Origin of the sequence: Methylomonas sp. LL1 (assembly GCF_015711015.1) — a bacterium.
Classification (GTDB): Bacteria; Pseudomonadota; Gammaproteobacteria; order Methylococcales; family Methylomonadaceae; genus Methylomonas.
The window spans coordinates 2,036,346-2,054,597 of sequence record NZ_CP064653.1 but is presented as its reverse complement, the minus strand read 5'-3'; the positions used below and the strand labels follow the sequence as shown (position 1 = coordinate 2,054,597).

Below are 18,252 nucleotides of genomic sequence, written 5' to 3'. Positions count from 1 at the left end.
GCGTTTAGTATCCGACTGTTGTCCGCTTTTACAATCTTGGGCAATGTGGAATCACTCGCCGCTATGCTCCAATGCCGGCGCGCGACTGGTATCGGAAGCGGCTTTGCTGAGATCGGCCATTTCCTCGACCGACAACACCCGGTTGACGTTGAGCAGGATGATGAAGCGGCCGTTGCGTTTGGCCATGCCGTTGATGAATTCGGGCCGGATGCCGGTGCCGAAACTGGGCGGCGGTTCGATGTCTTGTTGGCCGATGTCGATCACTTCATTCACCGCATCGACGATGATGCCGATGTCCTGTTGGTTGTCGTCGGATTGAACACCTGTTTCGACGATGACGATACCGGTGCGCTTGGCAATCTGGGTGCTACCCTTGCCGAAGCGCGCCGACAAATCCACCACCGGCACCACGCTGCCGCGCAGGTTGATGACGCCGCGCACGAAGGCCGGCATCATCGGCACTTCGGTCAGGTTGCCGTAATCGATGATTTCCTTAATGTTCAAAATCCCCAGCGCATAGACCTCGCCGCCCAGGACGAAGGTGAGGTACTGGCCGGCCCCGGCCAGCGAACTTTCCGGCAGAACCGCCGGCAATTGATCGGTTGTTGCGATGGCTGCCATGATGTCCTCCTAAAAACGTTCGAAATGGCTCAGATCGAGGCCGGCTTCGAGGGCGTCCTCGCCGCGATGGGCTTGCGCGGCCTGCTTGGTTTTTTCGGCCTTCCTGCCGCTTTTCGGCGCGGAGCGCACGATTTTGGATTCGCCTTGGTTGATCTTGAAAAAACTCATCAGACTTTGCAGTTGTTCGGCCTGGCCGGTCATCTCCTCGGCGGTGGAGGCAAGCTCTTCGCTGGCCGATGCATTTTGCTGGGTGATCTGATTCATTTGGTTCATCGCGGTGTTGACCTGACTGACGCCGGCCGATTGTTCCTGCGAAGCGGCGGCGATTTCCTGCACCAGATCCGAAGTTTTGGCGATACTGGGCACGATGGCATCCAGCAATTCGCCGGCACTTTCGGCGGTGTTGACGCTGGTTTCCGCCAGTTGGCCGATTTCCTGCGCCGCCACCTGGCTGCGTTCCGCCAGTTTGCGCACTTCCGCCGCCACCACCGCGAAGCCCTTGCCGTGTTCGCCGGCCCGCGCAGCCTCGATCGCGGCGTTGAGCGCCAACATGTTGGTTTGGTAGGCGATGTCGTCGATGATGCCGATCTTGTTGGCGATGTCCTTCATGGCACTAACCGTCTGCTTGACGGCGACGCCACCTTCGGCCGCTTCCTTGGCGGCCTTGCCGGCCATGCCGTCGGTGACTTTGGCATTTTCGGTATTCTGATTGATACTGGCCGCCATCTGCTCGATGCTGGCGCTGGTTTCCTCGACGCTGGCCGCCTGTTCGCTGGAGGCTTGCGACAAGGATTGCGAGGTAGAACTGATCTGTTCGGAAGCATTGCCCAGTTCATCGGCGGCGCTGATGACCTTGGCGATGGTTTCCGACAGTTTGGCGACGGTGTTGTTGACGGTGTCCTTGAAGTCGCCGAGCTGGCCTTTATAGTTACCCTTGACGGTGCGGGTCAAATCGCCTTGTTCGACCAATGTCAGCACCTGAACCGCTTCGCTGACCGGCAGCACGATGCCGTCCAGGATTTGATTGATGCCTTGCACCAGTTTGCGGAAATCGCCTTGATGTTTGGCGGCGTCGGCGCGGACATCCAGACGGCCTTCCCCGGCGGCATTGATCAGGTTATCGGTATCGGCTATGACGGTTTTCAGGTTGATCAGCACCAGCTCAAGGCTCTTGGCGACCAAGTCGTTTTCCGAACGGACGTTGACCTTGACCGACAAGTCGCCCCCGGCGATGGCTTGGGCCGTCGCCGCTTGCTGATTGATGGCGTCGATCGCCAGATTCAGATTGTTCTTGATGGCGTTGAAGTCGCCATTATAAGCGTTGGTAATCTTGGGTGGCGTGTCGCCCTTGGCGATACGATCCACATAATCGGCCGCCACGTTCAGAGGTCCGATCACCGCATCAAGCGTACCGTTAACCCCTTCGACGATTTTCTTGAAGTCGCCTTGATGCTGGGTGGCATCGGCGCGAGTCGCCAGGCGGCCTTCCACCGCCGCTTTCGCCAGCACATTGGCATCGGCCACCAGCGCGTTGACCGCATCGATACAGGTATTGAGGTTGTTTTTCAGGATATTGAAATCGCCGTTGTAGGTGTCGGTGATTTTGGCGGGGATATTGCCCTTGGAAATCTTGTCGACATAATCGGCCGCCACGTTCAACGGCCCGATTACCGCATCCAGAGTATTGTTAACCCCTTCGACGATTTTCCTGAAATCGCCCTGATGCTGGGTGGCATCGGCGCGAGTCGCCAAGCGGCCTTCCACCGCCGCTTTCGCCAGCACATTGGCATCGGCCACCAGCGCGTTGACCGCATCGATACAGGTGTTGAGGTTGTTTTTCAGGATATTGAAATCGCCGTTATAGGTGTCGGTGATTTTGGCGGGGATATTGCCCTTGGAAATCTTGTCGACATAATCGGCCGCCACGTTCAACGGCCCAATTACCGCATCCAGTGTATTATTAACCCCTTCGACGATTTTCCTGAAATCGCCTTGATGCTGGGTGGCATCGGCGCGGGTGGCCAAGCGGCCTTCCACCGCAGCTTTCGCCAGCACATTGGCATCGGCCACCAGCGCGTTGACCGCATCGATACAGGTGTTGAGGTTGTTTTTCAGGATATTGAAATCGCCGTTGTAGGTGTCGGTGATTTTGGCGGGGATATTGCCCTTGGAAATATTATCCACGTAATTGGCCGCCACGTTCAACGGCCCGATCACCGCATCCAGCGTGTCGTTGACGCCTTCGACGATTTTCCTGAAGTCGCCTTGATGTTTGGTGGCATCGGCGCGAGTCGCCAAGCGGCCTTCGATCGCGGCTTTGGACAGTAGGTTGGCATCGGCCACCAGTGCGTTGACCGCATCGATACAGGTGTTCAGATTGTTTTTCAAGATATTGAAATCACCGTTGTAAGTATCGGTGATTATGGCGGGAATGGCGCCCTTGGAAATGTTGTCGACGTAATTGGCCGCCACGTTCAACGGCCCGATAACAGCATCCAGCGTGTCGTTGACGCCTTCGACGATTTTACGGAAGTCGCCTTGGTGCTTGGTGGCATCGGCGCGGGTGGCCAGACGGCCTTCCACGGCGGCTTTCGATAGCATATTGGCATCAGTCACCAAAGCCTGGATGTTGCGTTTCAGCAGCATTAGCCATTCGTGGATTTGGTCGTCGCCGGAGGCTTTCGCCATTTCCGCCGTCATGTCGCCGTTGGCCAGCTTGGTGACGTAGGCGATCAGGTCGGACAGCCAGCCATGCACGCCGTTGACGGCCTGTTTCATCTTGTCGTGATCGCCCTTGCAGGCGATGTCGACTTTCTGGCGTAGATTGCCGCCGCAAATCAGGCTCAGAATCCGGTTGCCTTCGCCGATAGGCAGCAAAATCGCATCCAGCATGTCGTTGACACCGACTATGACCTCGGCATAAGCACCCTTGAATTGTTCCGGCTTACCGCGTTCGGAAAGCTGTCCTTCCCTGGAGGCCACGGTCAGACGCTGCAGTTCTTTTTGCAGGCCTTGCAGTGTGGTTGCGACATTGTTGACCGCCAGTTTCATTTTTTCATGGTCGCCCTGGTAAGTCTGAGCGATCAACTCATCAATCTTGCCGTTGGAGATTTGCGCCAGAATCCGGTTGCCTTCGCCTATCGGCAGCAGAATCGCGTCCAGCATATCGTTGACACCACCGACCACCTCGGCATAGGCGCCCTTGAACTGTTCCGGCTTGCCGCGTTCTGACAAATGGCCTTGCTTGGAGGCGCCGGTCAGGCGTTGCAGTTCCTTCTGCAGATTTTGCAGCGTCAGTGCCATGTTTCTCATCGCGGTCAGCAACTGGCCGGTTTCATCGCTGCTGTTGACCTGAATATTGGATGTCAGATCGCCATCGGCCATTTTCTGGGCGGTATCCATCGCCAGGCTCAACGGTTGGGTGATGGAACGGGTTACCCAGAAGGCAATCCCCAATCCCATCAATATGGCGATTCCACCCAACATTAACATCAGATTTCGCGCCTCGCCATAAGCTTCCTCTGCTGCCTTGACATCCTCTTCATTGTTTTCTTGCTGATGCTGCACGTGCTCTTCCAGGGCCGCTTGCCATTTAGCCACGGCCGGGCCGGCCTTGGTCAGCAGTAAATCGGTGGCTTCGGTATTTTTGTTGGCCATGCCCAATTCTATGACCTTGTTATTGACATCTCGACCCGCTAGGGCTGCGTCATCGATGGCTTTGCGTAATGCCTTGCCTTTTTCACTGCCCGGAAATTTTTCCAGCTCTTCACGGGCCTTGTCGTAGGTTGCGCGCGCTTTATCCAGTTTTTCCTTTTCCAATGGAATGTCGGCTTCGTTCGTCACCAAAATGATGTTGCGAATTTGGCGGGTGACAATATGGATGCTATCGGACATGGTATTCAGCAACGCCGTTTTAACATCGTTATTGTTAACGATTTTATTCATCTTGGCGTCCTGGGCCGCCATGCCGCTCAGGCCTTCATAAATCAAAACCACCATCAACAGCAGCACTATGCTAAAACCCAAGCCGAGCCGCATTCCTATTTTCATATTCTTAAACATGTTGTTCTCCCGGTAGATAACTGACAAGCCCGACAAATGCCGGGTTAACCTCATATATTTCAGCCTTGTATTATTCTAATGACGGACAAATCCGCCCCGATGTTGGTTATCCGGTAACCGAACCTTGCGCCTGTTGCCGCAGCATGGTGGGGACATCGATAATCAGCGCGACTTCGCCGCTGCCGAGGATGGTGGAGCCGCCCAAGCCCTGCACATGGCCGAACAGTTTGCCCAGCGGCTTGATCACGGTCTGCAACTCGCCCATCAGCCTGTCGACCACCAGTCCGGCTTTAAGGTCTAGATGTTCAACCACGATGATGTTTTGCCGGCGCGAGACAGGGCCTGACTTATGAAATAATTGCCGCAAGCGGATGAAGGGCAGCACTTCGCCGCGCAGTTCCATATAGTCTCGGTTGTCGTCGACCGGCAGCTCCACGCATTCCACGACTCTATCCAGCGGAATCACATACGAGGTATCGCCGACGCCGACCAAAAAGCCGTCGATGATCGCCAGCGTCAGCGGCAGATGGATGCGTAGCGTGGTGCCTTGGCCGGGCTGGCTGTCGACATGAATAATGCCGCGCAATTCGGTGATGTTGCGTTTGACCACGTCCATGCCGACCCCACGTCCAGACAAGCTGGACACCTGGTCGGCGGTGGAGAAGCCGGGTTCGAAGATCAGCGCGTAAATTTCCTGGTCGCTGAGGGTTGCTCCCGCTGGTATCAGTTCGCGTTCGACCGCCTTGGCAATGATTTTATCGCGGTCCAATCCGCCGCCGTCGTCGCCGACTTCGATCACGATGTTACCGGAACTGTGATAAGCGTTGAGCCGCAAGGTGCCTTGCACGGGTTTGCCGCGTTCGGCGCGGACTTCGGCGCGTTCGATGCCGTGATCCATCGCGTTGCGCACCAGATGCATCAACGGATCGCCGATTTTTTCGACCACCGATTTATCGACTTCGGTTTCGGCGCCGCTGATCTCCAGCTTGATGTCCTTGCCCAGCTCCTTGCTGACATCGCGTACCACGCGCTGGAAACGGCTGAAGGTGGTGCCTATCGGCACCATCCGCAGTTGCAACGCGCTGTCCCTGACTTCCTCGACCAGACTGATGACGTTGGCATTGGCTTCCTGCAGGGTGACGTCGCCGGTTTTCATGCCGCGCAGGCTGGCGGCGGCGGTGGAAATCACCAGTTCGCCGATCAGGTCTATCAATTTGTCCAGGCGTTCGGCGTCGACCCGGATGCTTTGGTTTTCGCGGGCTTTGTTATCCTTAAGCTGTTTTTGCTTTTCCAGCGCGGCACTGACGATAGGTTGTTGTACGACTTGCTTCTCGACCAGGATTTCGCCGATGCGTTGAGATGGCTGTTGGGCTTCGATCCGATCGGTTTGGGCCTTAAGGCCGTCTTCCAGTTCGCGTTGGGTGATCACGCCGCTTTTGATCAGTAGTTCGCCGAGTTGGGCGTTGTCTTCCGTTAACGACTCGATCAGTTCGACGTAGTAGGGGATGCGATTTTCCAGCGGCAAGATGTGAATGTGGCTGCCGTCGCGGACAAAGTCGAAGGCGCCGTCGATGGTGGCTTTATCGGCATTGCTTTTCAGCACGATCTCAAAACCCAGATAGTTGCTTTCCGCGTCCATCTGCTCGGCCTCCGGCATGGTGTGGCTGAAGGTGGTCAGATGAACGATTTCGCCAATGGTGGTCAGATAACGGATAAACGATAGCGGGTCCATGCCGTCGCGGAGGCAGTTCGGGTGAAATTGCAGGAACAGATGCCAGTTACCGGATTCGATCTTGTTGCCGCCCAGGTTTTGCACGCGTTCACTAGTATCCGGCACGGTGCTGACACGGGTTTCGGCCGCCGCCACGGGTTCCAGATAAGGCAATAGCGCTTGCAACAGTTGCCGGCCTATTGCGCTGTATTCCGGATTTTCTTCGAGCCGGCCGTCGGCAATCTCTCGAACCAAAAGATTGAGGTGATCGCAACAGGGCAACAGGGCTGCAATCAATTCGGAACAGATGCCCAGTTTGCCGTCACGCAGCTTATCGAGCACACTTTCCAGGACATGGGTAAAACGGACGATGTGGTCGAGTCCGAATACGCCGGATGAGCCCTTGATGGTATGCGCGGCGCGGAAGATGGCGTTGATCGTCTCCGCCGGATCCTCGAGAGTTTCCAGCGCCATCAGACCGGCTTCCATATCCACCAGTAATTCGCTGCTTTCGATGGTGAAGGTGGTCAATGCTTCTTGCATGTCTTTATCGAAACTCATCGCGGTTATTCCTCGTTGCGAGCCGGTATCACCAAAGTGTCGAATGCGCCGGTGAGCTTGATCAATTCCGGAACCTACGGCACCACCTGGACGTGTTTGATCTCATTCATGGCCTTTACGGGGTTTCCCTGCTTGGGGCGAGGACGGGAGAAACGATTGCGGGCCGGTTATATCGATTTAGCTAAGGTAGGCAAGCAGGATTTTCAGTGCGTCGCCGGGAACCGGGAAATGAGCCAGTCGGGTTTCCGAAAAGTGGCGCTGGATAGGACGAGCTCGCTATTCCATGGAACAGTCTAGTCGCTGTTTCACCCCATGCTTAAAAATGTGACTTCGTGTGTGGTTTTAACTCGCGGATGGGTGTTGGTCAAGGAATATTTTTGGCCAGGCATCAATCCCGCGCGACAAGCCAATATTGACCTTGGGACGGCCGTAAAATGTCGTTTTTATCGGCGAGTCCATGCGGATAGCCGGGATAACCATGTTGGTTGAGTTTGGCTGAAAGCCGGAAGTCGGAAGCCATGGGGACTACTTGTGCTCGCGTCTCCGTGGACTGGATTCTTCCCGTCCACGGGGTATCGCGGTAGCTGGCGGTTATTGCTAGCGGAAGATGCCAGGATTCATCTAAACCCTACGCTTTGTTGATGCGAGCCGCTAATTCGTGGTCGGCGTAAGCTTCGTGCTGGCCGAGGCCTTTAATTTCGCAGCGGCCGCCGCGTTCGATGTAATCGTCCCGATAGTCGGCGATGAATTCCATCACCGTGTGGTCAATCAGGTAAACGTCGCTCAAATCAAATATTACCGTTTTGCCATGTTTCAAGGTTGCCAATTGGCTTTTCAATGCAATGAAGTTGGAGAAAATGGCCGAGCCGCTGACCTTGATCAGCACGGTGTCGTTTTGCGTGCGTTGCAGGCGGTAGGAGATGGAGATGATATTTTTCAACGGAACGCCGCGCAGTAGGTGAATCAGCAATTTGGCGACGATACCCAGCATGACGCCGGCCAGCAGATTGCTGGCCAGGATGCTGACGATAGTGATGACAAATATCGCCAACTGTTCCCGGCCCAGGTCCAGGGTCTTGGCAAAGGCCTGCGGGGAAGCCAATCGGTAACCGGTATAGACCAATAGCGCGGCAAGCGAGGCCAGCGGAATGTTGTCGATAATGCGCGGAAACAGGAGCACGAATAACAGCAAGAAGCCGCCGTGAAAGAAATTCGACCAGCCGCTGCGCGCGCCATACTCGATATTGGCCGAACTGCGGATGATCTCGACTATCATCGGCAGGCCGCCGACCATGCCGGCCAGGGTGTTGCCGATGCCGATGGCTTGCAAGTCTTTGTTCAGATCGGAATAGCGTTTTTCCGGGTCCAGTTTGTCAACGGCGGCGCTACACAGCAGGGTTTCCAGGCTGCCGATCAAGGTGATTGAAATTACGCTTTCCCAGAACGCCAGGCTGGCGACTTGGGCAAAATCGGGAAAGTAAAAGCTGGCCATCAGGCTATCGGGTATCGATACCAAAAACGGGCCGTCGATGTTGATGGTATTGGGCAGATTGAACAAAGCATCGGGGCTGAAGTGTCTTAAGTCGAACAGGTGGCCCAAGCCCATGCCGGAGATGATGACCAGCAGCGGCGCGGGGATTCGTTTAAGCATGGGATGCTGCAGTTTGGGCCAGCCGATCAGAATGCATAACGCCAATAAGGCGACCAGGCCGATTTTGGGAACGAAATACGCTTGTGCGTGCAGGAGCCCCAGGATACCCATCAACATGTTAGGCGAACTTGCGACTTGGATTCCCAGCATCACCGGCAGTTGTTTGATCATGATGATAATGCCGATAGCCGCCAGCATGCCATGCACCACCGATGCCGGGAAAAAAGCCGCCAGCCGTCCGGTTTGATAACGGCCCAGGACGATTTGCAATAAACCGGAAACCACGATCGCGGCCAGGGTATAACGATAGCCGGCCAGCATGTCGCCTTGGCCTAAAGTCTGCACCGAAGTGAAGATGACGACGATCAACCCGGCCGCGGGACCGGTAATGCTTAAATGGGAGCCATTGATGCGGGATACCAGGAGGCCGCCGATGATGGCGCTGATAATCCCGGCCATGGCGGGGAAGCCGGATGCGACGGCCACGCCCAGGCATAAGGGCAATGCGATCAGAAACACCAGGAAGCCGGCAAGCATGTCCGAATGCCAACGTGATTTAAACCGGCTGGAAGCGGTCATGGAATCGGAACCTTGTATTGCTGAATTGTCCATCAGTTCTCCTCGGAATAGGTCGTGGCCGTTGGTTTTGAGTGGGATAACCCGGCCGGCGTAGTGTTAATTGGTTTAGGTCGCTCGACCACTTTTTACTATTAAAATAGTAAAAAGTCTAGTATAGTGTTGTTTTAATGGTTATTGCTGTGGCGCTAATCCTGAATCAAGCCGTTGTTGCGGTCTGGTTTTAGGGGCGGTTTTTGCTTTCAGGTTCTTACAGTTGGTGGAATGTCATGCCCAATATCCAAGTTTGTTACTTTTGATTGGAGTTCCACCATGTTGACGCTTGTAGTTCGAGGTTTGCCAAATACCGCCACCGAGTCGGGTTTATACAACCTATTTGCCGCTTACGGTAAAGTTTTTGGGATGAAGGTCAATCAGGATTTTTTTACCGGACAACTGCGCGGCTTTGCGACGATTGATATGGAAGGACACGAGGCGCGCGCGGCTATTGCCGGTTTGAATGGGCGCGACTTCGAAGGCAAGACCATTTATGTGGAATTGGATAAAGGTTTAAAGGGTAAACGCGGACGTCGTTAAACTTGGGTTGTTGAAGGTAGAATCCAACGGATAGGGCAGGAGCTCGGGCGTATTGCCTTATCGGTTGAGAAGGTATCGAACCGGGGCTTTTTCCGACGATGGCGTTGTCGTGGCCAATTTACTGTTAAAATAGTGAATACTGATTCATTAACCCGCAGGTATGAAAAAAACAGCCAACATTTTGTCTGAGACACCGATCAAAGGTCCGAACCCGGAAATATCCGAGGAACGATTGTTGACTATGGGGGCACGGGTTAGACATTACCGAGAGCGTTTGGGGTTAAGTCAGGATGAGTTGGCGCTACGAGTTGGCGCCGCCCAACAAACCATTCAAAGCCTGGAATCGGGCAAAATCAGAAAAAGTACGTTTTTGCCTCATATCGCCAGGGAACTGGGGGTTGATTTCGATACGCTGTTGTTTGGTACGCCTCTTCCGGTTTCTCGGCCGTTGTCGATGGCAAATGCCGGCTGTGTACCGCTGTTTGCAACCCGTGATTGCGAATTGGTCCAGGCATTTTTGCAGAGCCAGACTGTGCAGTCTCCCAGCGGCAAATGGGTGACCATGGACTATTCCTTGCCTTTTGCCGAATCCGGCTCCCGCTTGTTTGCCTTGAAATTAGGTTTAAGCGATGAAGCCTTTCAACCGGAATTTCGCCCCGGCGATCAATTGTTGATCGATCCCGACGCACCGATTCAGCCCAGCGATCCGGTCGTGGTGTTCAAGCCCGGCGCGGAACGGCTAAATTTGTTCAGGTACCGGGTCTTGTCGCAATCGGGCACCGATGTCGATTATGAACTGGTTTCCATCCATCCCGATTTTCCCAGCCTTGCCGGTTCCGAGCTGCGGTTGCTGCAAATCCTGGGGCCTGTGATACAAATGCGTCGCCCCATCTCAAGTCGAGTTCGCCTGGCCGTGCTCGAAGAGCAATATCGATAGAACCGCCGGTGTCGACGACCAAATTCTTTTAACTTCCTTTAACTCAACTCACTACATAGAAAACAGTCATGAGTAATCTGCCTAAATGCCCGAAATGCGGCTCCGAATATACTTATCTTGATGGAAGCCTGTACATGTGTCCGGAATGTACCCACGAATGGAGCGCGGATGCGCAAGCCGCCGGCTCGGACGATGAGCGCGTGATCAAGGATGCCAACGGTAATCTGCTGCAAGACGGCGATACCATTACCGTAATCAAGGACCTGAAAGTGAAAGGCTCGTCCTTGGTGGTCAAAGTCGGCACCAAAGTCAAAAATATCCGTTTAGTCGATGGCGACCATGACATCGATTGCAAAATCGACGGTATTGGCGCAATGAAGCTGAAATCGGAGTTTGTCAAAAAAGTTTGATTAATTTGTGAAAGGAACTGATAGCGGATTAATTTGGCTGTTTCGTTCTTGTCATAGAATCTGCAAAGGCATACCCAGCCCGTTGATTTAGATTGTTTTCGGCAAGCCGCTAGGCTGGTAGGGTCGAATTCATTCGATCATTGGTTTGCGGATGTGTCGAATGAATTCGACCCTACATCCTTTGAGAACGTCAGAGCCAATGAGTGTTAGCGTGGGCTTGGGTATGTCAGGGATCGAAAATCGTTCGATTATGGCTGGTATCATTCCAATTTTTTATGAAAAAAAGCGACTTCAACTATCATCTGCCGGCCGAATTGATTGCGCAAAAACCTTTGGCGCAACGAAGCGCCAGCCGGCTGTTGCAATTAAACCGGCAAACCGGCGTGTTGCATGACGGCAAGTTCAGCGACTTTATCGACATGCTGGATCCAAAGGATTTGTTGGTGTTTAACGATACCAAAGTCATCCCGGCCCGTTTGTTTGCCAGTAAATCGACCGGGGGCAAGATCGAAATTTTGATCGAGCGCATCGAAGATGAACGCCAGGCTTTGGCGCATGTCAGGGCCAGTAAATCGCCCAAGGCCGATGCCATGTTGCAACTGGAAAATGGCGTGCAATGCCGGGTTTTGGGCCGGGAGCATGATTTGTTCCGCTTACGGTTCGAAACCGAACTGACCCTGCTGGACTTGTTGGCTCGGGTCGGCCACATGCCGTTACCGCCTTATATCGACAGGCCGGACGATCGTGACGATTTGGATCGTTATCAAACCGTGTTTGCCAAACAGGCCGGCGCGGTCGCCGCGCCCACCGCCGGCCTGCATTTCGATCAGCCTATCATGCAGGCCTTGGAGCGCAAAGGCATCCAAACCTGTTTTGTAACCTTGCATGTCGGCAGCGGTACCTTTCAGCCGGTGCGGGTCGAGGATTTGAATCAGCATGTGATGCACAAGGAGTTTTTCCAGGTATCGGAAAATTGCGTCGATGCGGTCAGGGAAACCAAAGCCCGAGGCGGGCGAGTGGTGGCAATCGGCACCACGGCGGTGCGGGCATTGGAGTCGGCATCGGTTTCCGGCCAGTTGCGGGCCGGATGCGGCGATACTCAACTGTTCATCACGCCGGGTTACCGCTTCAACACGGTCGATGCGATGTTGACCAATTTTCATCTACCGGAGTCCACCCTGCTGATGCTGATTTCGGCCTTTGCCGGCTACGATACGGTGATGAATGCCTATGCGCACGCGATAGAGCTGCGCTACCGTTTTTTCAGCTATGGCGATGCGATGGCGATTTTTTAGGTTGTCGCTGGGAATGGAACCATGATCTTGATCCGCAGGCCGCCTTCGGGCCGATTGGATGCCTGGATCGTTCCACCGAGCGCCGCTAGCGCCCGATGGGCGATGGTCAGGCCCAAGCCGACACTGTTGGGCCTGTTTGGCTGGCCGCTACGAAAAAACGGCTGAAAAATCGCGGTCAAATCCGCTTCGTTCACGCCGGGCCCTTGGTCGTCCACACTCATTTGTAGTTGCCGGCCGGTGGCGTCGAACATCGCCGCAACCTTGACTTCGCCGCCATGATGACAATGCTGCACCGCATTGCGCAGCACGTTTTCGACGGCGCGATGCAGGAGTTCGCCGCGTCCCTTGACCATGACGTCCTCCAAGCCCCGGTAATGGATTTTAATTTGGCGTTGTTCGGCTTCGAACCGGGCATCCTCGACGATGTCCAGCAATAAACCGCTTAGGTCTATGTCGGCGGTTTCGCTTTTATCGACGCCGGCTTCCAGCCGCGAAAGCACCAACAATTCACCGACCAGATCGCTGATGCGCTGGGACTCGCGTTCGATGCGCCACAAAGTCTCCGCTATTTTATCCGGCTGTTGTTGCGCGATACCGATAGCCGCCTGCATTCTGGCCAGCGGCGAGCGCAGTTCGTGCGACACGTCATGCAGCAGGCGTTGTTGGGCACTGATCAGGCTGTCGAGTTGCGCCGCCATATGGTCGAAATCGCGTCCGAGGTCGGCCAGTTCGTCATGGCGTTTACCCATGGCTTGCGCGACTCGCGTTGACAGATTGCCTTGGGAAACGGCGGCAAAGGCGTTGCGTAAACCGCGGATAGGCTTGGCGAAATACCAAGCCAATAGGGCGCTGAATAACAGGCTGGCCAATAATCCGGCTACGATGGGCAGTAACGGCGACGGCGGTTTCGGCGGGCCGTGCCGTTGTTGATGGGGCGGCGGACCATCCCGGCCGTCATCCAGTGCCGGCGGCGCAAGTCCGCCGAATCCATGTTCCGGCGCCGCCACGAATAATAGATAGCGATGGCCGTCCGTCGCCGAAATCAGGCGCACCGCGTCGGTATCGGCTTGTTGCAGATACAAGGCGCGGGCGTGGCTTAATACTTCCGGCTCTAGCGTGCGTTGCAGAATGTCCCGGTCTTCATCGTCGACGGCGTAGACCGGCGGCAACGGCTTGTCGTGCGTGGCGCCGATAAAGTCGCGCAAGGCCGCCAAGCCGCCATATTGCAAAACATTCGCGGCAGCGGTGACGAACATGCCGGCATGGCGGTCAATCCGAGTTTCCACGCGTTGCTGGTCATCGAGTGTGTGAATAGCCGTGCCGACGCCGATACCGGCGGTCAGCAAGGCAAGCCAGAATGCGAAAAAGAATTTCCAGAACAGGCGGCCCACGATTAATCACTAACCAATTGATAGCCCTTGCCGCGCACGGTCTGAATGTATGAGCGGCCATCGCTTTGGTGGCCCAACTTTTGCCGAATGCTGCTCATATGTACATCAATGCTGCGGTCAAAACGCGCCAACGGCCTGCCCAAACCTTTTTCCGACAATTCGTTCTTGCTGACGACATGGCCGACGTTGATCGCCAAGGTTTCCAGTAATTCGAATTCGGTGCTGGTTAGCTCCAGCTCCCGGTCGAACCAGGATGCCCTGCGCTTGCCGCTCCAGATTTGCAACGGTCCGGCGCAAATCGGTCCATCCTGTAAGTCTTTATCGTTGACCGTTTCGATGCGCCGTAATATGGCTCTGATCCGCGCCACCAATTCGCGCGGCGTGCAGGGTTTGGGGACATAATCATCGGCGCCGGCTTCCAGGCCGATAATGCGGTCGACATCGTCGCCCTTGGCGGTAAACATCATTATCGGCATCTGGCTTTGCTGGCGGATGCGCGCCAAAATTTCCGTGCCTTTGATATCCGGCAACATAATGTCGAGCACTGCCAGCGCATACTGATCCGATAACGCCAAATTCAGGCCGGTCAAGCCATCGTGGGCGGTGGTTACGCTAAATCCTTCCCGTTCCAGATAGTCCTTGAATAAGCCGGCCAGTTCGACGTCGTCATCAATGATCAAAATGCTGGTCACTGCGTTTACCCCGCTGTTAATTAGCCGCCATCTTAACCTTGGCCGGGAGCGCTGACCAGACGCCAGTGGCGGGTTTTACCTAAATTTACATCGTGCTAACGGCGCTTTACCTTCTCAACGGTGATACTGATTCCGACGCTGGATATACCCAACGTCGATTATCCGTAACCATTACCTAGCGAGGATTCCCGATGCGTAAATTAATCTTGATATTCACCCTGTTGCCCGGCTTGGCAATGGCTAATCCGCCCATGCATGACCAGCCGCCACACGGCGAATTCGGAAAGCCGCCCATGCATCATTTGGTGGGCGACGGCGATCAGTTGCCGCCGCTTTTGTATAACATCGGTTTGAGCGAGGACCAACAACGGGAAATCAAAAATCTGTTCAAGGCCCAACAGGGCGCGATAAGCGACAAGTTTGATAAGGAGCGGGCTATCAAAGAGCAATTGCATCGGTTAAGCTTTTCCGACGACTATAGCGAAGACAAAGCCAAGACCCTGATCGAACAATCGCTTGAAATCCATAAAGACATCGCCTTGCAAAAAAATCGGCTGGATAACGCTATTTTCAAGCTGTTAAACGCCGAACAACGGGATAAGCTAAAAGCCGGGATGGATAAAATAGGCCACTAATCACACACTTCACGCACAAGCACGGCTCTCGCCTGGGGGCTGTTTTGCCGCTTTATTTTCAAATGAAGTGGTCCGATTTGATCAAACCAACCCTCTTTTTCGTAAACGGCGGTTGACCAGCCAATGATAGAGATGGGCCAGCAACGGCCGAATCAGCGGCAGACCGATCAGCCAAGCCAGCGGTTTTAGCACTGGTACGTTGTTCATCAACAGGATGTAGGCATCCAGTTCCGAAACAATCCGGCCATTGGCTTCGCGGACGTGTAATTCGGACAAAGCCTTTTGCGGGTCGATACCCTGTTCCCGCAATCGGTTTTCCTGGCCGGTGATGTCGAACCAGCAAACCTGTTCGGCCGAAGAACCCGCCAGTTTTTGGTAAGTCTCGCGGTCGCGTATGCATTTAGGGCAGGCGCCGTCGTAATACACTATCAGCTTATCCTGCTCGGTATGGCCCTGTTGATGTGTTCCGGCGCTTGACGGCATGATGGGGCCTCAATGGCCATGCACTAGCCGTTCGAATTGAGGCAGCCAGTCGGCAAAAGAGGCGATGTAGTTGTAGCCGCAGACCGTTTTCAAGGATTTAGTGCTAACGATCTGATAAATCCGCCGCGCCTGTTGTCGGGTTGTCTGCTCCGGCCCGTAGGGATTGAAATGCATGCCGGCTTCGGCCAGAAATACATAGTCGCAGATGAACAGTACATCTTGGTAAATGTAAAAGGTAAAACCCGGCGTGTGGCCGTCGACATGGTAAGCCTCCAGACCATGGGCGGTGAAGTCGTCGCTAAAGCGCCGGTCTATATCGAACGCCGCCACCAACCGATGCTTGGCATCCAGTTCGTGTAACCAGACTTCCGCATCCCAAAGGCGCCGATATTGATTGGATGCGCCCAGAAAATGGTGATGGGTGAAGAAAATGGCCGCTACCGGCGCCAAATCGCGGTTGAAAGCCGACGGCGAATCGATCCAGACTGCACCCGTCTCGGTTTCGACCCGATACGCCGCATGCTCCAGTCCCAGTTTCGGCACCGAAAGCAATTGGCTGACCGTATCGTTTACCGCGTGGGATGTGACGCAATAGGTTTTTTCGGCTGCGTCCCAAGCCATGAATCTATCGTGGCTGGCGCCGCAAAACGGGCAAACATCCGGCATTTCGCCGATCATGTTATAGCCGCATTGCAGACAAACCCATTGCAGCATGTTCTCGGAGAAGTTTTGGCTAGTCATGATGCGCTCTCCATTGTTAATCGGGAAAACCCTCGTTAACGGAACCTAAGGTTTATTCGAGAGCTATTTTTCCGTCTATACAGTGGCAAATGCCGATTCCCGGAACTTCGAGCGTCATTTTGATATTGAGGGTTTCCGAACCGGTTAATTGGCCAACTTCAATCGCTTTGAAAACAGCATGTTCGATTTCGCGTTGCGAGGTGATGCCCACTGTTTTCAGATATTTCCTGATTTCCATATTGAAAGTGTCTTCGTTCATATCGATGTCCTCGGGTTGCCGTGAAAGTCGCGAGGCGACGGATTGTTCCCCTGGCCAGAAGAGACAGGGGAGGGAGCGATCATGGTGCCGGTCACCAGAATATTCCTGGCCGGCTCCCGGTACTTTGATCATTATAGTCATCACATTTCAAATTTCGGTTTATTGATCCCCTCTCACCCCAACCCTCTCTCACAGGGCGAGGGGGCTGAGGTGCCGAAATTTGAAGCGAGAAAGGTATAGATAAAGCCGTTAGACTTAGTTTGATTACTTTGTTCCAAACAATCAATACAAACGAGGTGCTAAATTGCTGAACCGCAATAATCCCTGATTATGCCGAAGTCGAAAAACTCGTGGTTTGGTTGGTGCTGCCGCCGTAGGCATGCATCAGCTCCATCATCTTTTTCATAAATTGCATGTCGCTGGCATTAGCCGACCGGCTATTGGAAGTATCGCCGTCTTGGCTGCCGGAGTTCGACGAGTTGGCTTGTTCGAATGCCATGGCTTCATCGTGGGTGACTTTACCATCACCATTGCTATCGGCCGCATCGAAGTTGTTTGCCAATTGACTGAATAGATCGGTTTTTTTGCTAGAGGTCGAGTCATTATCTTCAGCCATGGCGGTCAATTGTTCCTGGGTAAAACCCTCATCCGCTTTTTCGCCGTCTTGAGGTGGTGGAGGCGGCATATCTCCTTGGCCGTTCAGCCTCATCCGCGGAAATGGACCATCCAGTTCGGAGGCGATTTGCTCGAATGTGGCCGACATGTCCTGTTTGGTGACTTTGCCATCGCCGTCGCTATCCAACTTGGCAAACATCTCGTCGGCCGAACTGGCGCCACCGCCGGAGTTGCCGATTTTGTTCAGCGCGGTTTCCAGGTCGGCTTTCTCCAGATAGCCTTGGTTTTTGCTATCCAGTTTCGAAAACAGGTCGTCGGCCATTTTTGCCGGGTCGGGCCGTTGCATGGACTGCATGCCATGCATGGCTGCGGAGTTACTACTCCCTATGCTATTGATGCTCATGGTGGTTTCCTCATATTGGGTATTTGATGCGCGGCACTGACTATCGGTCAAGCCGCCGTAACGGGTGGCCGAGTTGCGGGCCACATTGATGCGTGAGCAATATAACGGCCCGAAGGCCTGTAAATACAGGCTTGGAAGGGTAAAGTTGGGTAAAAACAGGTTAAGGAGTTTTAGGGGATGTAAACAAAATCCCCATGAATAGCCGCTGTGGGGATAGGCGCGCCAACATTCGGCAAACTTAGCGTTCGGGCTTGCCGGTGGCGGCAATAATTTGCCTCGCTAAATTAAAATGTTTGTTCGGCGGCGGTGAGCGCCAAGCTAATGTCCTTGCGGATTGAACTATCCGTAACCGGCTTCGACTAAGCGCTGTGTTCAGAGATGGAGCGAGGTAGGTCGCCATGAAAATGCAATCGATTAAATCCAGCACTATTGATGTAGTCGGCTATGATGAAAAAACCCATAAAATGCGGGTTTCGTTCAGGCATGATCCCGCCAGGGAGTTTTGCCACGTACCGGAGCAGACATTTCAGGCATTTATCAATGCTCGCTCCAAAAACCGCTTTTATAAGCGTCATATTCAGGATGCTTACCCCTGCTGAATCAGAAAACCGCTATCGTGCGGGGCGCTAAGGC

The 18,252-nt window shown here is 54.3% G+C and carries 16 protein-coding genes; 6 read left to right on the top strand and 10 right to left on the bottom strand.

All coding sequences use genetic code 11. The features are described 5' to 3' along the window. Positions 1 to 51: 51 nt before the first annotated feature. The 4 genes from IVG45_RS09575 to IVG45_RS09560 form a co-directional block, all read right to left on the bottom strand. Entirely contained in the window at positions 52 to 621 is a 570-nt protein-coding gene (locus tag IVG45_RS09575; protein WP_196437589.1) for a chemotaxis protein CheW, read from the bottom strand. Between the two features lie 9 nt (positions 622 to 630). Then, a complete protein-coding gene (locus tag IVG45_RS09570; RefSeq protein WP_196437588.1) occupies positions 631 to 4,683 on the bottom strand; it encodes a methyl-accepting chemotaxis protein in 4,053 nt (1,350 codons plus the stop codon). A gap of 106 nt (positions 4,684 to 4,789) precedes the next feature. Then, positions 4,790 to 6,955 carry a chemotaxis protein CheA gene (locus IVG45_RS09565; protein ID WP_196437587.1) on the bottom strand — a complete coding sequence of 722 codons (2,166 nt, stop codon included), beginning with the start codon at positions 6,953 to 6,955 and terminating at the stop codon, positions 4,790 to 4,792. Between the two features lie 628 nt (positions 6,956 to 7,583). Beyond that, on the bottom strand, positions 7,584 to 9,218 hold the full coding sequence (locus tag IVG45_RS09560) for a SulP family inorganic anion transporter (RefSeq protein ID WP_196437586.1): 1,635 nt from the start codon (positions 9,216 to 9,218) through the stop codon (positions 7,584 to 7,586). Positions 9,219 to 9,494: 276 nt separating this feature from the next. Here IVG45_RS09560 and IVG45_RS09555 point away from each other — a divergent pair, with 276 nt between their 5' ends. From IVG45_RS09555 to queA, 4 genes are all read left to right on the top strand, one after another. Beyond that, complete coding sequence (locus IVG45_RS09555) at positions 9,495 to 9,758, top strand: RNA recognition motif domain-containing protein (RefSeq protein ID WP_196437585.1); 264 nt, start codon at positions 9,495 to 9,497, stop codon at positions 9,756 to 9,758. A gap of 160 nt (positions 9,759 to 9,918) precedes the next feature. Beyond that, complete coding sequence (locus IVG45_RS09550; protein WP_196437584.1) at positions 9,919 to 10,695, top strand: helix-turn-helix domain-containing protein; 777 nt, start codon at positions 9,919 to 9,921, stop codon at positions 10,693 to 10,695. 68 nt (positions 10,696 to 10,763) lie between these two features. After that, entirely contained in the window at positions 10,764 to 11,105 is a 342-nt protein-coding gene (locus IVG45_RS09545) for a zinc ribbon domain-containing protein YjdM (protein ID WP_196437583.1), read from the top strand. Between the two features lie 275 nt (positions 11,106 to 11,380). Beyond that, positions 11,381 to 12,400 carry a tRNA preQ1(34) S-adenosylmethionine ribosyltransferase-isomerase QueA gene (queA, locus tag IVG45_RS09540; RefSeq protein ID WP_196437582.1) on the top strand — a complete coding sequence of 340 codons (1,020 nt, stop codon included), beginning with the start codon at positions 11,381 to 11,383 and terminating at the stop codon, positions 12,398 to 12,400. Here the strand turns inward: queA and IVG45_RS09535 are convergent. Together IVG45_RS09535 and IVG45_RS09530 are read right to left on the bottom strand one after the other, a co-directional pair. Then, a complete protein-coding gene (locus tag IVG45_RS09535) occupies positions 12,397 to 13,791 on the bottom strand; it encodes an ATP-binding protein (RefSeq protein WP_196437581.1) in 1,395 nt (464 codons plus the stop codon). The genes queA and IVG45_RS09535 overlap by 4 nt on opposite strands. A gap of 2 nt (positions 13,792 to 13,793) precedes the next feature. Further along, on the bottom strand, positions 13,794 to 14,483 hold the full coding sequence (locus IVG45_RS09530; RefSeq protein ID WP_196437580.1) for a response regulator transcription factor: 690 nt from the start codon (positions 14,481 to 14,483) through the stop codon (positions 13,794 to 13,796). A gap of 191 nt (positions 14,484 to 14,674) precedes the next feature. On the opposite strand from IVG45_RS09530, the gene IVG45_RS09525 reads away from it, so the two are divergent. Then, the gene (locus IVG45_RS09525) at positions 14,675 to 15,118 is read left to right on the top strand and encodes a Spy/CpxP family protein refolding chaperone (RefSeq protein WP_196437579.1); all 444 of its coding nucleotides are present in this window, start codon (positions 14,675 to 14,677) and stop codon (positions 15,116 to 15,118) included. Positions 15,119 to 15,199: 81 nt separating this feature from the next. On the opposite strand, the gene IVG45_RS09520 is transcribed toward IVG45_RS09525, so the two are convergent. The 4 genes from IVG45_RS09520 to IVG45_RS09505 form a co-directional block, all read right to left on the bottom strand. After that, positions 15,200 to 15,601 (bottom strand): thiol-disulfide oxidoreductase DCC family protein, encoded by a 402-nt coding sequence (locus tag IVG45_RS09520; RefSeq protein WP_196437578.1) that lies wholly within the window; start codon positions 15,599 to 15,601, stop codon positions 15,200 to 15,202. Between the two features lie 9 nt (positions 15,602 to 15,610). Next, positions 15,611 to 16,342 (bottom strand): MBL fold metallo-hydrolase, encoded by a 732-nt coding sequence (locus IVG45_RS09515; protein ID WP_230874823.1) that lies wholly within the window; start codon positions 16,340 to 16,342, stop codon positions 15,611 to 15,613. A 52-nt stretch (positions 16,343 to 16,394) separates the two neighbouring features. Beyond that, on the bottom strand, positions 16,395 to 16,733 hold the full coding sequence (locus IVG45_RS22645; RefSeq protein ID WP_230874822.1) for a DUF6494 family protein: 339 nt from the start codon (positions 16,731 to 16,733) through the stop codon (positions 16,395 to 16,397). A gap of 196 nt (positions 16,734 to 16,929) precedes the next feature. After that, positions 16,930 to 17,619, bottom strand: coding sequence for an EF-hand domain-containing protein (locus tag IVG45_RS09505; RefSeq protein WP_196437577.1), 690 nt, complete (start codon positions 17,617 to 17,619; stop codon positions 16,930 to 16,932). A 398-nt stretch (positions 17,620 to 18,017) separates the two neighbouring features. Here IVG45_RS09505 and IVG45_RS09500 point away from each other — a divergent pair, with 398 nt between their 5' ends. After that, positions 18,018 to 18,218 (top strand): KTSC domain-containing protein, encoded by a 201-nt coding sequence (locus tag IVG45_RS09500; RefSeq protein WP_196437576.1) that lies wholly within the window; start codon positions 18,018 to 18,020, stop codon positions 18,216 to 18,218. Positions 18,219 to 18,252: the final 34 nt, after the last annotated feature.